This window comes from Phytoactinopolyspora mesophila, from assembly GCF_010122465.1.
Classification (GTDB): Bacteria; Actinomycetota; Actinomycetes; order Jiangellales; family Jiangellaceae; genus Phytoactinopolyspora; species Phytoactinopolyspora mesophila.
In genome coordinates this window covers 385475-399782 of record NZ_WLZY01000006.1, presented here as the reverse complement: position 1 = coordinate 399782, position 14308 = coordinate 385475, and the positions used below count along the sequence as shown (strand labels likewise).

Sequence of the window (14308 nt, the reverse complement as noted above, 5' to 3'; positions counted from 1 at the left end):
ACAGGCGAGCGCTGCTCGACGGGCCTGGTTGTCCACAATTCGCCGACGACGGGGCGCAACCCGGTCCGTCGTCGGTCATCGTAGATCGCCATGAGCGGCCGCCGACTGACACAACTGCCGTCCAACATCAGAACGCTTCTCCGCCAGTGCGAGGGCTTGATCGATGTGGGGCTGGCCCGCAACGTCGGTGTCCGCCCGCAGCGGCTGGCAGAGCTCGAGCGCGCGGGCTTGCTCGTCCGGATGGCCGACGGCGTCTATGCGTCGGCGGCAGCGGTGGCGAGGTCGGAAGGCTGGCAGTTGCACGAGCTGTCAGCTCGTGCCTTCGCCATCTCCAGCAATGTGGACGCCCTGCTTACCGGCTGGTCGGCGGTCACGGTGTGGCAGCTGCCGACGCTCGGCCGCCCACCCGAGCGCCCCGTGGTCGTACGCCCCAAACGCCGCGGCAGAGGGCCGAAGCAAAGTGCCTACGGGCGTATCCTGACGCACCGCGTGCCGCCGGAACACCACTCCCAGACGAGGCGGGTACGGCTGGTCAGCCAGGAATGGGCAGCCGCCACCATCGCCCTGACCACCGACATACCAGCTGCGCTGGTGGTCGCAGACGCAGTCGTCCGGCAAGGGCTCGACATCGGCGACGCCACCCGCTTCATGTCTCGGTGGCCCGGCGTCACCCGTGCCCGATGGGTGGCCCAGAACGCTGACCCGCTGTCGGAAAGCCCGATCGAGACTCTCGGCCGGTTCGGCGTCATCGCCGGTGGTTTGCCTATGCCGGTCTCCAATGCCTGGGTAGGAGCCGACGAGCCCGAGTTCCGCCTCGACGGGCTGTGGCCGTACCACTTCGCCGCGCACGAAGCGGACGGCGCAGGGAAGTACAATAACCGCCCGGATGCGGCGGCGATTGTCGCCAAGGAGAAAGAACGGGAATGGCGGCTGCGACGCCTCGGCCTCGACATCGTGCGTTACGACTTCGGGATGGCAGCCTTTCGCCGAGACGAGATGATCCGCAGATTCGGTCGGCTGTTGCGCGACAATCCGCCCCGCTCCGTGCCCATTCGCTGGTGGAAGCACGTCCCCGGCGTCGGCCCGGTAGATCCCGGGCCGGCCGACTGGCCGTCGCCGCATCCCACTTCGATCATCCTCCCACCGGACTGGTGGCGGGATGGCCGCTGATGTCATGCCGACTTCAATACCGCCAGGTGCCGTTGAGGCCGACTTCAATACCGCCAGGTTGGGTCATACCCGGTTTTCGGGCCTGGACACGACCTGGCGGTATTGAAGTGGGCAGAGAGTGGCAAGCTTGCCCTGTGCGAATAGTGCTGGCCGAAGACTCGTTGCTGCTCCGTGAGGGTTTGGTGCGCCTGCTCGGGGAGGCCGGAGCGGACGTCGTCGAAGGAGTCGGCGACGGCACCGAACTGGTGCGAGCGGTACTCGAGCACAAACCTGACCTCGCGATCGTCGACGTCCGGATGCCGCCGAGCTACACCGATGAAGGCCTGCGGGCGGCCATCGAGGCCCGCAAACAGGTACCCGGGACCGGCGTGCTCGTCTTGTCCCAGTATGTCGAGGAGTCCTACGCCTCCGACCTCCTGGCCGACGGTGCCGGCGGGGTGGGATACCTCCTCAAGGACCGCGTCTCGAACCTCAACGAGCTGTCCGATGCTCTGGAGCGCGTCGCCTCGGGCGGCACGGTGCTCGACCCGGAAGTGGTGGCTCAGCTTTTCGCCCAGCGACGGCGCGACCCGCTGGAGCAACTCACTCCGCGCGAACGCGACGTGCTGGGTCTGATGGCCGAGGGCCGGACCAACTCCGCCATCGCCCGAGCGATGGTCGTTACCGAGGGTGCCGTGGAGAAACACATCTCCTCCATCCTCACCAAGCTGGACCTGCATCCTTCCGACGACGGGCACCGCAGAGTGCTGGCGGTCCTGGCCTGGCTCAAGGCCGGTCACTGACGCCGGACGATCACCGCGCCCTTGCCGCGTCAGCGGCCGGACCGACCGGGTTCTCTGATCGAAAACTCCACCCGAGTGCGGGTGCCGGCCGGTACATTCTTCTTGGCGCCTGGCGCCTGGCGACCCGCCCTTGACGAACCGCCCAGGCCAAAGCCGGGCAGAAACATAGCCTTCATCATCGAGTGACAGGATTGTTCTGGTGTCCTATCTGCTGCGCGTGCTGCTCCCCGACGAGCCCGGCACACTCGGGGCTATCGCGTCTGCCATCGGCGACGCCGGTGGGGACATCGTCGGCATCGATGTAGTGGAGCACCGCGGTGACGGTCGCGCCGTGGACGATTTCCTGGTGGATCTTCCTCCGGGCAGGCTGCCGGACTCCCTGGTCAGCGCCTGCGGCTTGGTCGACGGCGTCGAGGTGGAATTCATCGGCCACTACAGCCCGGGTGGTCACCTGCACCGTGATCTCGAAGCCGTCGAGGCGATGACCTCCGAGCCCAGCCGGGCCGCGGAGATCCTGGTGGATTTGATACCCGGCGTCTTTCGATCCGGCTGGGCCCTGCTGGTCAAGCTCGAAGAGGGACGGCTGGTGGTGGAGCGTTCAGCATCCGGAGCCCCTCAAGCCGCGGGCTTGACTGTGCCATGGCTTCCCATGCCAGCACCCGTGCGGATCTCCACCGATGGTGATTGGGCGCCGGAGTCGTGGCAGGATGTCGTGGCTGTTGGCACTCCCGTCGACTCGCCTGTGCGGGCCATTGTGCTCGGGCGCGACGGGGGCCCGGAGATCCTCGCCTCCGAACTGGCGCGCCTGACCCACCTCACGGCCCTGGCCGGGGTGATCGGCCAGGATGACTCACGCGGCGACGGCCAGGGCAAACGGCAGCACCTGACCGGCTCCGGCTTGACGCAGGGTCTGACCGGCAACGGTGATGGTCCAACGGGAGTCGATCAGGTCGTCGACGAGTAACACGACAGGGTCGCTGCCAAGCTCGGCGAGTGAAGCGCGCATCGACTCCCCAGCTTGCCACCTCCCCCATACTCCGGCCAGCCTGAAGGCGCTGTTGCCACCCGGCTCACCCGGCGGCGGTCCCGGGAGAGACTCCAGCGGCCCAAGTTCTCTCAGCCGGCCGATCCCGGCGAGATGCTGCGCCACCGACTGAATCAGTTTCGGCCGAGAGTATGACGGCATCCAGGCCACTGCGTGCGGGCGGTGTTCCCAGTCCCAATCGCGCAGAACGTCCACACATGCCGTGAGTAGAGCGTCGCCGGCCGGCGCGTCAGGTTCGCCCAATACCTCTCGCAGACGCTGCCCCCACCCGAGATCGGTGAGGCGTGCGACCGCCCTGCCTGGCTCCACCCGTTCGGTGTCGGGGATTTTGCCGCGAACCTCGACGCCGAGCCGGCCCATTCCCGACGGCCATTGAGCACGTGGTTCGACGGCAATCCCCGCCCGGTCAAGGGTGTTGCGCGCGCTCGCCCGGGCGTCATCGGGGACTGTCCCCGAGTACCAGGCGCCTGCACAGACATCGCAGCGCCCGCACTCGGCAGCAGCTGGGTCGTCGAGCACCTCCTGCAGGAACGCCATGCGGCATCGATCACCACGCTGATAGGTCAGCATCATCTGGGCCTCGTCGGTGCGCGTTGCCGCCACCCGCGCGTAGCGCTCGGCGTCATAGACCCAAGGCCGGCCGGTAGCCTCCCAGCCACCACGGACCCGGCGTACCGCGCCGTCTACGTCGAGCACCTTCAGCAACAGTTCCAGGCGGGTCCGCCGGACGTCGGCAACGGTCTCCAGGGCCGCCGTGGACATGGGCTGGCCGGCATCGGTCAGGGCCGAGATCACCGCTTCGGCCTGTTCGGGCTGCGGCATCGAGACCGTCGCGAAGTAGTGCCAGATGTCCTTGTCCTGCGCGCCCGGGAGCAGCAGCACGTCGGCCCGCTCGGTGGCCCGGCCTGCCCGGCCCACCTGCTGGTAGTACGCCACCGGCGATGGGGGCGCGCCCAGGTGCACGACAAAACCGAGGTCCGGCTTGTCGAAGCCCATACCGAGCGCGCTGGTGGCGACCAGCGCCTTGACCTCGTTGTGCAACAGCGCCCGCTCGGCATCGATCCGGTCCGCGGGGTCGGTCCGGCCGGTGTAGGCCAGGACCCGATGTCCGGCATCGTGCAGCAACGCCGCGGTGTCTTCGGCGGCTGAGACGGTGAGCGCGTAGATGATCCCGCTGCCCGGCAGCTCATTCAGGTGGGCCAGAAGCCAGCCCAGGCGCTCGTCGGACGACGGCAGCGTGAGCACTCCCAACCGCAAGCTGTCGCGAGCCAGCGAACCGCGAACAGTCCGCACCTCTGCCCCGCCACTACCGAGCTGCTCGGCGACGTCGGTGACCACTCGAGCGTTGGCCGTCGCTGTGGTGGCCAGTACCGGTGTACCGCCCGGCAGAGAATCCAGGAGGTCGCGGATGCGCCGGTAGTCCGGCCGGAAATCGTGTCCCCAGTCCGACACGCAATGGGCCTCGTCGACGACGACCAGCCCGGCGCCGCTGGCCAGCGCCGGGAGCTGCTCCTCCCGGAACCGCGGATTGTTCAGCCGTTCCGGACTGACCAGTAGAACGTCCACGGCGTCGTCGGCAAGCTGTTGGGCGACTTCGCCCCATTGATCGGCGTTCGCGGAGTTGATGGTGACCGCTCGGACGCCAGCCTTCTCAGCAGCAGCTATCTGGTCTCGCATCAGCGCGAGCAGCGGCGATACGATCACCGTCGGGCCGCGTCCACGAGCCCGCAGCAGGCCGGTAGCGACGAAGTACACGGCAGACTTGCCCCAGCCGGTGCGCTGCACGACAAGCACACGACGCTGATGATCCACGAGATCGCGGACGGCCTCCCACTGGCCGTCGCGGAACGCCGCGGCGGGGTTACCGACCAGCCGCCGCAGAAGGGCCTCGGCCTCGTCTTTGAGATCCATGTTCTTCCATTCCGTCGCCGTTCCAAGCGACCGTAGCGCACGGCACCGACAGCACATGACCATGAGAACAATCAGGTGCGCGACGCCAGACTCATCGGGTGACGACGTCCAACGCAGGAAGCGCGCCTACCGCCATTTCCAGCGAGATCACGCGTACGTCCACACCATGAGCGGCGCTGAGCTCGCCGAGAGTCGCGGCGAGCCATGCCGTGTCCACGGCAGCGGCGTGTTCCAGCCGCATCTTGCGTGCCTGCATGATGATCATCCGTAACGTGCGCAGTGCTCCAGTTTCCGGATCGAGCGCGGCGAGGTACAGGGGCCGGAGGTCGTCGCGGTATTCGTCCCGGCCGGCGATGCCCTCGTAGTCATTGATCAGGTCGCCGCAGCCATACAGGATGAGTCTGTCCCGGTAGACCTCGATCGGGCGTGGATGGTGCGACGAGTGCCCATGCACCACGTCGGCCCCCGCATCGATCAGCCGATGAGCCAGCTCAATGTGCTCTGGTTCTATCTCGTATCCCCAGTTGCCGCCCCAGTGCACGGAGACGACGACGATATCGCCGGAGTTCTTGGCCGCTCCGATCCGCTCGCGAGGGACGTCGCTGGCATCGTCGAGCTCCCCCATCGCAATGCCCGGGTGATCGGTGCCGGCGCGCCAACCGGCTGGTATACCGCTGGTCTGGCTGCCGAACGAGAAGACTGTCACTCGCCGGCCACCTGAAGTGCGCACGACGGCGGGCCTGCTCGCCTCCCGGGCGTCGCGCCCGGCCCCGGCCGAGTGCAGCCCGGACGCGGCCAGCACCTCCAGCGTCTCCACCAGGCCGGAGCGGCCGAAATCCAGCGTGTGGTTGTTGGCCAGCGCACACACGTCCGGCTTGCCGGCGACCAGACTCGCGACGTTGCCCGGGCTCATCCGATAGTGCACGGACTTGCTGGGATCGAACTCGGAGCTAGTGGTGACGCTCGTCTCGAGGTTGACAATGCGCACATCGGGCCCCAACTCCACCAGCACCGGCAACGCCTCGCCCCACGGCCACTCGAACTCGGCAGGGCGCGGAATCGGACCGTTCACCTTCTCGGCGAGGTCGACATAGGCCCGGGCGTCGCGCACGAAAGGCTCGGCCAGTCGCGGATCACCAGCGTTGGGCAATATCTGGTCGATACCACGGCCCAGCATCACATCGCCGCTGAGAAACACGGTCAGGTCTGGCTCGCCCACAACACCACGGTAGGACGCTCGCGCAGTATCCTGCCGCGGGTGCTCATGAACACCGGCGGCGGTGATTGAGTGGCGTCTACTCGGGTTGCCGCACGTGGGCCGCCGCGGCGTCGGGACCGCCGTCGAGCAGCGCACGGAAACCTTCCTCGTCAAGTACTGGCACACCGAGTTGCAACGCTTTGTCGTGCTTGGAACCAGCGTTGTCACCGGCGACGACGAACGAGGTCTTCTTCGACACCGACCCAGACGCCTTGCCGCCGCGCACCAGGATGGCTTCCTTGGCCTCGTCACGGGAGAAACCTTCCAGCGAGCCGGTGACGACGATGGTCACCCCCTCCAGCGTGCGCGGCACGGACTCATCGCGTTCGTCTTCCATCCGCACGCCCGCCTCGCGCCACTTGCGCACGACTTCGCGGTGCCATTCGACCTGGAACCACTCCGTGATCGACGCCGCGATGGTGGGCCCGACACCGTCGACGGCCGCCAGCTCCTCCTCGGTAGCGTTCTGGATCGCTTCCATCGAGCCGAACGCCGTCGCCAGTGCACGAGCCGCGGTAGGGCCGACATGCCGGATGGACAGCGAGACAAGGACCCGCCAGAGCGGTTGATCCTTCGCCTCCTCGAGCTGGCGGAAGAGGCGCTCGGTGTTCTTGGTAGGCACCGACGGCTTTCCCGGCGTTTCCTTTGTGTAGAAGTACGGCACCAGCTCGGTCTCGCCGGTGGACTCCCCTTTACGGCGTATCTCACGGCGGATCATCACGTCACGGACGTCCTCGACGCGCAGCAAGAAGAGGTCACCTTCGTCGGTGACCGGAGGCGTATCCGGGGTGTCCGGAGCGGTCAGGGCCTGCGCGGCCTCCCAGCCCATCGCCTCGATGTCGAAACCGCCCCGCCCGGACAGGTAGAACAGCCGCTCCACCAGCTGCGCCGGGCAGGAACGAGTGTTGGGGCATCGGATATCGACATCGCCCTCCTTCGCCGGCGCGAGCGTCGTCCCGCACGACGGGCATTCGGTGGGCATGACAAAGGGCTGCTCGGTGCCATCACGAAGATCGCGCACCGGACCGAGGATCTCCGGGATGACATCACCCGCTTTGCGCAGCACCACGGTGTCACCGATGAGCACACCCTTGCGCTCCACCTCGGATGCGTTGTGCAGCGTGGCGTTCTCGACCGTGGAGCCGGCCACCTTCACCGGTTGCATCACGCCGTACGGGGTGACCCGGCCGGTGCGCCCGACGCTGACCCGGATGTCGAGCAGCTTCGTGGTGACTTCCTCCGGCGGGTACTTATAGGCGATAGCCCAGCGCGGCGCCCGCGAGGTAGAGCCGAGACGCCGCTGCAACGGGACCTGATCGACCTTGACGACCACACCGTCGAGCTCGTACTCGACGTCGTGGCGGTGCTCACCGTAATAGCCGATGTAATCCTGAACTGCGTCCAAGTCCGGCACGACTCGCACGCGATCATTGACCGGCAGGCCCCACGCCTTGAGCGCGTCGTAGGCCTCCGACTGGTACGCCACCTCGAACCCACTTCGCTGCCCCAACCCGTGGCAGATGAGGATCAGCGACGACAGCATGCGCCGGGCACGATCGAACTCCTCTTCGAGGCGTTCCAGCGCAACCTGCGAACGTCCTTCTCCGCCGGCCGCCGCGGCGCGCGCACGGGCCGCCTCGAGCTTCTCCTGCCGACGGTCGAGCCGTTGCCGGAGCACACCGGCGCCGGAGTTGCGCGCGTTGGCGAACAACGGCAGGCCAAGGCGGCCGCGTTCTTCGTTGATCGCTTCGAACGCCTCGGTGGGAAAGACCATCTCGCCGCGGATCTCGACGACTTCCGGCACTGGATACTCGGAGGTGCCGGTCAGCTCTTTGGGGATGGCATCGGCGAACTGGGCGTTGAACGTCACGTTCTCGCCGGTGCGGCCGTCGCCGCGGGTGGCGAGCGTGGAGAGACGTCCGTCGCGATAGACGATGTCGACCGCCAGCCCGTCGATCTTCGGTTCGCAGAGATAGCGTGCGCCGTCGCCGACCTCACGCTCGACGCGCGTGGCCCATTCGGTGAGCTCGTCGAAGGTGAAGGCGTTGTCGAGACTGAGCATCCGTTCCAGATGATCGATAGGTGGCCACGAGCCTTCGGCAATGGCGCCGGGCTCGGCCACCGGAGCACCGACCTTCTGGGTCGGCGAATCCGGGGTGCGCAGCACCGGGTACTGGTCTTCGATCCGTTCCAGTTCCCGCACCAACAGATCGAACTCGGCATCGCTGACGGTCGGGCTGTCCTCAATGAAGTACCGATGCCGATGGTTCTCGATCTCTTCCGCGAGGGTGACGTGACGCTCACGGACGTCGGCGGGAACCTCGGCGAGATCAACGGGCTCGGCGCTCACGGACTCAGCAGATTCGGTGCTCACAACCACAGACGTTACTGCTCCAGACCGACAATGTCCGCGAAGGCGCGGGCCGTCGTCCGCGCGAGCCGATAGGCCTGGCGCGCCCAGGTCGGACTCGATCCCGCGAGACCACATGTCGGTGTGACGACGATGCGCGGCGCCATCCGAGCCGGGTCCTGATCCAGGCGGCGGCACAGCCCGACGATCCGTTGCGCAAGTTCACGGTCCGCCGGCGGTGTCTCCGGCGCCGCCGATGGCACAATGCCCGGCCACAAGCCAAGACCAGCATCCACCGCTTCGGCAAGATCAGTCAGGTACTCGCCTTCCACCAAGTTGACGTCGATGGCCACCGCCACCGCACCAGCCCGGTGCAGCAGCGAAACCGGCACCCTGGTCGCACAGCTGTGCACGACCACCGGCGCGCCGACGGCACCGATTACCGTGCTCAATAGGGTCTCGGCCTCGCTCGGGTCCACCGAGCGCAGCCGTCCCCATCCGCTGATCGTGGGGATCTCGCCGGCCAGCACCGCGGGCAGGCTGGGCTCGTCGATCTGCACGACGAGCGATCCGCCGGGCACCCGTTTGGCGACCTCGGCGACATGTTCGGCCAGCCCTTCGGCCAACGACGCCGCGAGATCCCGACGCGCGCCATGGTCGCTGACGGCGCGATCGCCCCTCGTGCGCTGGAGCGTGGCCGCCAGCGTCAACGGCCCGCCCACCTGGATCTTGAACGGCCCGCTGTAGCCATGGGCGGCAATCTCCAGAGCGTCGAGGTCGGCCCGCAACGTGGACCGCGCCCGTCGTTCGTCAGCGCCGGCCCGGTCAATCAACCGCCATCCGGACGGCTGCAGATCGACATGGATGTCGACGAGGAGTGTGGCGGTACGACCGACGATCTCCGAACCCGCCCCACGCCACGGCAATTCCGGCAGGTGCGGCAAGTCCGGCAGCTCGCCGAACACGATACGGGCCGCCTCGTCACGATCTTCGTAAGGCAAGGACCCGACGCCTGTGGCGACGGCCGGTTTCCAGGGGAAGCTCACGCTCCAGAGACTACGACCAGCCGTCTCTTCGCCGCTGCCCCGGCATGACTCCTGCATTCGGCCCGTGATCCCCGGGTCTACACATGCCGCGACGAAGCGTACGGTCGTGCTATTCTCCCCACTATGAGCAAGGGTGCCGACACCCGGCGGATCATCCTCCGCCGTGGTGTGCAGACGGCCTATCAAGTTGGCCTCGGCGGGTTGACCATCGGCAACCTGGCGTCATCTACGGGCATGTCCAAGAGTGGACTGTTTGCCCACTTCCAGTCGAAGGAGGCTCTGCAGCTGGCCGTCCTGGCCGAGTCGCGCGCCGAGTTCATCGACTCCGTCATCCGCCCCGCCCTCGCGGCGCCCCGAGGCGAGCCCCGCGTGCGCGAACTGTTCGACCGGTGGCTCGACTGCGGGCTGTTCCGGATGCCGGGCGGCTGCCTGTTCGTGAAGGCCGCAACCGAGCTGGACGAGCAGCCCGGCCCCGTTCGCGACCAATTGGTCCAGGACCACCGAGACCTGCTCGACACCATTGCCCAGGTCTTTCGCACCGGCATCACCGAGGGCCAGTTCCGCGAGGACGCCGACGCCGAGCAGTTCGCGCACGATCTCAACGGCGTGATGCTCGGCTTCTACCATGCCCACCGCCTGCTCGACGACACCGCGGCGCAGCCCCGGGCACGGCGCGCGTTCGAAGCCCTGCTCGACGCCGCGCGAGCCCCCGATCGAGCCACCCCACCTCATTCCGCCTCCGACTGACTCGGCACCACCGCGAAAGGACCACAGATGTCGACCTCCTCCACGACCACGAAAAGCACGACCGTTCGTTCTGTTAGTATGCGGCTGTCGGCACTGCGGGCAGCCTTCACGGTGCTGGACCGAACGGCGCCACGACTAGCTGGCCGATGGGCTTTCCGGCTCTGGTGCACGCTGCCCGACACATCCGGACGCCGCCAGGACAACCGGCCGTTCCCGGGCACCAGATCCGCCGTCCGCCTGGGCGACGGACGCGAGATCGCCGTCGAAACCTGGACCCCCACCAACGATTCAGCCGCCAGGACGATCTATTTGATCCACGGCTGGGGCGGCTGGCGCGGCCAGCTAGGCGCATTCGTCGAGCCATTGCTGAACGCCGGTTGCCGTGTCATCGCCTTCGATGTGCCGAGCCACGGCGATTCCCCGGCCGGCATGATCGGCCGCGGCCGGGCAACGGCCCTGGACTTCAGCGACGCACTGACCGGAGTCGTCACCCAGCATGGCGAACCGGCCGGCATAGTCGCGCATTCCATGGGCTCTGCCGCCACCGCACTGGCAGTTCGCGATGGACTACCCGCCAAGCGCGTCGTGTTCATAGCCCCCGAGGCCAACCCGATCAGCACCGTCGAACAAGTCGAGCAGCTGCTCGGATACGGCCCCCGATCGCGGCAGTTCCTCTACGAGCGCCTAGCCCGGCTGGCCGCCCGCCCGCTGGACGACTTCAACGCTCTCAGGATCGGCAGTGACGAGGTGGTTCCGCCAGCCTTGATCATTCACGACCGTGACGACAAGAGGCTGCCCTACAAGGGCGGGGTACGGCTGGCGGAAGTCTGGCCGGAGTCGGAGATGGTGACCACCGAAGGCCTCGGCCACCAGCGCATCCTCATCGACAACGACGTCGTCAAGCTCACCGCCGACTACCTCACGTCGCCGCCTAGATGATCATGTTTGGTGGGTCTTCTCGGGCGTCACCATGCCTGCAGTCCTGTTGATGCTCGGGGAAACCCACCAAACATGATCATCTAGCTGGCGGGGGAAGCGGCGGGGACGCCGAGGCTGTCGAGCAGGCCGCGGACTCGCCGTTCGATCTCGTCGCGGATCGGGCGCACGGCCGGCAGGTCCTGCCCAGCAGGATCGGCCAGCGCCCAATCCTCGTAGCGCTTCCCCGGGAACACCGGACAGGCGTCGCCGCACCCCATGGTGACGACGACGTCGGCCTCCCGGACGATCTCGTCGGTCCACGGCTTCGGGAACTCACGCGAGATATCGATCCCACGCTCGGCCATGGCCGCTACCGCCATCGGGTTGACCTCCGCGGCGGGCTCGGAGCCGCCGGAGCGTGCAACAGCGCGACCATCGGCCAAGTGCTCGAAAAATCCCAAGGCCATCTGCGAGCGACCCGCGTTGTGCACGCACAGGAACAGCACCGTCGGCGTGCCCCCGGGGGCCACTTGGGAATCTCCTGATCCGGGCGGCGTATCAGTCATGATCTCCTCCAGCTTGACGTCCTGACGTGGCTTCCAAGCCGCTGCCGGACCGGCCGGATCCGTGCGGCTGGAGTATTCCGGCCAGCCGGGCCACTCGCCCGGCCAAGACGCTGAGAGTCTCGTCGAAGGCCGCATCCGTACCGGTACACACCGGGTCGCGGACCGACCAATGCACGTGGCGCAGTTCGCCTAGCTCCTCGCCCGCCGCATCACAGACGGTCACCAGGAGGTCGTCGGCACGCGCCACTCGGGACACGTCGCGGGGCCTCCCGGGCCGGAAGGGCATGCCGTGCCGGCGGGCCGCGGCGACGGCACCGGGATGCACCCGGTCCGCAGGATGGGTTCCAGCCGAGCCCACCGGCAACGTGCTGCATCTCCCCCACAGCGCCGCGGCGATCTGAGACCGGGCCGAGTTCCGGGTGCAGACGAACAGGACCCGGCTCGCGCTCAGGTCCGGTTCAACCGGACCGGCAGCGGTGATCGCGTCGTATGCGTCCGGCTCGAGGGTGACGTAGGAACGCCGGCGGTCCGCTTCCGAGCGGATCCGGCGCACCAGCCCCGAACTCTGCAGCACGTTGATGTGGTGCGCCAGCAGATTCGAGGGGATTCCGAGCCGGCGCGCGAGCTCCCCGGGCGCAGCGTCACCGACCAGCAGAGCGTCGACCACAGCCAGCCGGCCGGGATCACCAAGTGCGGCGTGAATCGCGGCACGACGCTCGACCGATAGCTCAATACTCATTGACTCAATGATGATTGAGCCATCCAGCTCCGTCAACCGCGGCCACACATTCGGTCTCCAGGCGCTATGCGATCAGCGCAACCGTTCCCATTCATGGCGCAGCAGGCCCATATACACGTCGTCGTGCCAGACTCCACTGCGGTAAACGGCAGCACGGCGCCGGCCTTCTTCGACGAATCCAGCCCTCGCATAGGCGGCGATCGCTCGCTCATTGAAACCGAAGACACCCAGTTCGATCCGGTGCAGACCGAGCTCGGCGAAGCCGTAGGAGACCATCAGCCGAGTGGCATCGGTGCCGTAACCGCGGTCCTGGTGTTCGGTGCCGATGATGATGGCGAACTCGGCGCATCGGTCTTTGATGTTGGCACCGAACAAAGTCACATGGCCCACGAAGGCGGCGTCACCCTTCGCCTCCACCGAGAATCCCCAGCGGCTGCCGTCGTTCTTGCTCCATCCGCGGAACATCTCGATCAGGTCCGCCGAGGGACGCGGCGTGGGAGCATGCGTCGTCTGATAGACCGCCTGGGCGGGATCCGACCACCACCGGCACAGATCCGGAAGGTCGTCGTCGCGCAATGCTCGAAGCCGCACCTTTTCGCCGGTCAGCGACGCGTGGTTGATGTCCGTGGATCTCTCTGCCATGGCCAGCAGCGTAACTCAGCCCTCTCGACCGGGTGACGCACCAGGAGCTGCGGAGATCTCAGTCCCGTCCTGCGCGGGACGTCGCTCCGCCGGCACCTCCAACCCCACTTCGGTCCACAACTCGGTCAGCGCGACGATCCGGCCACCGCGCGCGGTGGCGAACGAGGCCACCCTGTACTCCTGCCGCCCATCGCTGACCCGGACGTGCGCAGCCGCGCGTTCGCCTTGGCAGACGAGGTCAAGCACATCCGCACGCCATTGACCGGGATACTCCCGGTTGAGCCGCACGAAGGACGAGCGGTCGAGGGTTTCACCGGTATGCGTGTACTCCACAACCAGGTCGGCGTCGAGGATGGCCCCGAGAGCATCCCACGCCCGCGCGTCGATGTACTCCCAGAACGTCCGGACAACGGCGTCAGCATCATTTTCTGGCGTATCGCCCATCTTGCCTCCCGGCACTGACAAGCCTGTCGTATGATCAGTCGGCCGCGGGCTGGGGGCCCGCACTTACTCGAGGGGGACACCATGATCACGCTTGACCGCCGCCTGGCGGCCGTCTTCGCCGCCGTCGCGCTCGCCGTCGCCGCGTGCGGAGGGGACGACGCCGATACCGCCGCGACGTCCGACGACGACGCTCCCGTCATCGAAGAGACAGTCGACGACGCCGACGATGAAGACGACGCCGGCGACCCAGACCTGGACACGACCGCCGACGATGACGACGCACCTGACGCCGCCCCGGACGACCTCTTCGGCGAGGTCGATTGGGACGCCTTGTCGGGTCTCGGATTCGAGTTCTCCCGATGCATGGAACTCAGCGGCGCCGCCATGGCTGTCGCTAGCCTTCCGCTCACCATGTTCGGTGAGGAGGAAGAGGTCGACTATGCCGAGATCAACGCCGAAGTCACCGAGATCATCAACGACCTACCGGACGAGTTCCATCCGGAGCTGCTGTTCGTCCTCGACATCATCAACGAGTCGCGGGACCACAGCTGGGCTGACCCGGACCACCCCTTGCTCAGCGACGAGTACCAAGCGGCGTGGGACAGCTACTTCGACAAGCTGGACGCGGCTTGCGAGCTCGACACCGACTAAGACTCCACGACCGCACGTTCATGAAGCGGTGCCCGATCG

The 14308-nt window shown here is 67.2% G+C and carries 13 protein-coding genes and 1 pseudogene; 6 read left to right on the top strand and 8 right to left on the bottom strand.

The window, feature by feature from the left end:
* Positions 1–90: 90 nt before the first annotated feature.
* The 3 genes from F7O44_RS18945 to F7O44_RS18935 all read left to right on the top strand — a co-directional run bounded on the left by F7O44_RS18945 (position 91) and on the right by F7O44_RS18935 (position 2916).
* On the top strand, positions 91–1170 hold the full coding sequence (locus tag F7O44_RS18945; protein ID WP_162451819.1) for a hypothetical protein: 1080 nt from the start codon (positions 91–93) through the stop codon (positions 1168–1170).
* Between the two features lie 134 nt (positions 1171–1304).
* On the top strand, positions 1305–1952 hold the full coding sequence (locus tag F7O44_RS18940; protein ID WP_162451818.1) for a response regulator: 648 nt from the start codon (positions 1305–1307) through the stop codon (positions 1950–1952).
* Between the two features lie 199 nt (positions 1953–2151).
* Positions 2152–2916, top strand: a complete 765-nt coding sequence (locus F7O44_RS18935) for an ACT domain-containing protein (RefSeq protein ID WP_162451817.1) — start codon at positions 2152–2154, stop codon at positions 2914–2916.
* Here F7O44_RS18935 and F7O44_RS18930 read toward each other — a convergent pair.
* From F7O44_RS18930 to F7O44_RS18915, 4 genes are all read right to left on the bottom strand, one after another.
* Positions 2803–4908, bottom strand: a complete 2106-nt coding sequence (locus tag F7O44_RS18930; protein ID WP_162451816.1) for a RecQ family ATP-dependent DNA helicase — start codon at positions 4906–4908, stop codon at positions 2803–2805. The genes F7O44_RS18935 and F7O44_RS18930 overlap by 114 nt on opposite strands.
* 91 nt (positions 4909–4999) lie before the next feature.
* Positions 5000–6127 (bottom strand): CapA family protein, encoded by a 1128-nt coding sequence (locus F7O44_RS18925; RefSeq protein ID WP_162451815.1) that lies wholly within the window; start codon positions 6125–6127, stop codon positions 5000–5002.
* Positions 6128–6203: 76 nt separating this feature from the next.
* Positions 6204–8540: an NAD-dependent DNA ligase LigA gene (gene ligA, locus F7O44_RS18920; RefSeq protein WP_343073893.1), complete on the bottom strand. Its 2337-nt coding sequence runs from the start codon at positions 8538–8540 to the stop codon at positions 6204–6206.
* Positions 8541–8551: 11 nt separating this feature from the next.
* Positions 8552–9562 (bottom strand): uroporphyrinogen decarboxylase/cobalamine-independent methonine synthase family protein, encoded by a 1011-nt coding sequence (locus tag F7O44_RS18915; protein ID WP_222851495.1) that lies wholly within the window; start codon positions 9560–9562, stop codon positions 8552–8554.
* Positions 9563–9685: 123 nt separating this feature from the next.
* On the opposite strand from F7O44_RS18915, the gene F7O44_RS18910 reads away from it, so the two are divergent.
* Together F7O44_RS18910 and F7O44_RS18905 are read left to right on the top strand one after the other, a co-directional pair.
* A complete protein-coding gene (locus F7O44_RS18910) occupies positions 9686–10309 on the top strand; it encodes a TetR/AcrR family transcriptional regulator (protein ID WP_162451812.1) in 624 nt (207 codons plus the stop codon).
* A 78-nt stretch (positions 10310–10387) separates the two neighbouring features.
* Positions 10388–11248 (top strand): alpha/beta hydrolase, encoded by an 861-nt coding sequence (locus F7O44_RS18905; RefSeq protein WP_162451811.1) that lies wholly within the window; start codon positions 10388–10390, stop codon positions 11246–11248.
* A gap of 80 nt (positions 11249–11328) precedes the next feature.
* Here the strand turns inward: F7O44_RS18905 and F7O44_RS18900 are convergent.
* The 4 genes and pseudogenes from F7O44_RS18900 to F7O44_RS18885 all read right to left on the bottom strand — a co-directional run.
* A pseudogene (locus F7O44_RS18900) lies at positions 11329–11745 on the bottom strand (arsenate reductase ArsC); the annotation flags it as partial.
* Between the two features lie 40 nt (positions 11746–11785).
* On the bottom strand, positions 11786–12532 hold the full coding sequence (locus F7O44_RS18895; protein ID WP_162451809.1) for an arsenate reductase/protein-tyrosine-phosphatase family protein: 747 nt from the start codon (positions 12530–12532) through the stop codon (positions 11786–11788).
* Positions 12533–12604: 72 nt separating this feature from the next.
* Entirely contained in the window at positions 12605–13174 is a 570-nt protein-coding gene (locus tag F7O44_RS18890) for a GNAT family N-acetyltransferase (protein WP_162451808.1), read from the bottom strand.
* A 15-nt stretch (positions 13175–13189) separates the two neighbouring features.
* Positions 13190–13618 (bottom strand): nuclear transport factor 2 family protein, encoded by a 429-nt coding sequence (locus F7O44_RS18885; RefSeq protein WP_162451807.1) that lies wholly within the window; start codon positions 13616–13618, stop codon positions 13190–13192.
* An 81-nt stretch (positions 13619–13699) separates the two neighbouring features.
* Here F7O44_RS18885 and F7O44_RS18880 point away from each other — a divergent pair, with 81 nt between their 5' ends.
* The gene (locus tag F7O44_RS18880) at positions 13700–14269 is read left to right on the top strand and encodes a hypothetical protein (protein WP_162451806.1); all 570 of its coding nucleotides are present in this window, start codon (positions 13700–13702) and stop codon (positions 14267–14269) included.
* Positions 14270–14308 lie beyond the last annotated feature (39 nt).

What these genes read in the sequence shown, in the direction of transcription:
- F7O44_RS18945 (WP_162451819.1), top strand. Translation starts at nt 91, where the DNA reads ATGAGCGGCCGCCGACTGACACAACTGCCGTCCAACATCAGAACGCTT.
- F7O44_RS18930 (WP_162451816.1), bottom strand. Translation starts at nt 4,908, where the DNA reads ATGGATCTCAAAGACGAGGCCGAGGCCCTTCTGCGGCGGCTGGTCGGT.
- F7O44_RS18910 (WP_162451812.1), top strand. Translation starts at nt 9,686, where the DNA reads ATGAGCAAGGGTGCCGACACCCGGCGGATCATCCTCCGCCGTGGTGTG.
- F7O44_RS18905 (WP_162451811.1), top strand. Translation starts at nt 10,388, where the DNA reads ATGCGGCTGTCGGCACTGCGGGCAGCCTTCACGGTGCTGGACCGAACG.
- F7O44_RS18895 (WP_162451809.1), bottom strand. Translation starts at nt 12,532, where the DNA reads ATGAGTATTGAGCTATCGGTCGAGCGTCGTGCCGCGATTCACGCCGCA.
- F7O44_RS18890 (WP_162451808.1), bottom strand. Translation starts at nt 13,174, where the DNA reads ATGGCAGAGAGATCCACGGACATCAACCACGCGTCGCTGACCGGCGAA.
- F7O44_RS18885 (WP_162451807.1), bottom strand. Translation starts at nt 13,618, where the DNA reads ATGGGCGATACGCCAGAAAATGATGCTGACGCCGTTGTCCGGACGTTC.
- F7O44_RS18880 (WP_162451806.1), top strand. Translation starts at nt 13,700, where the DNA reads ATGATCACGCTTGACCGCCGCCTGGCGGCCGTCTTCGCCGCCGTCGCG.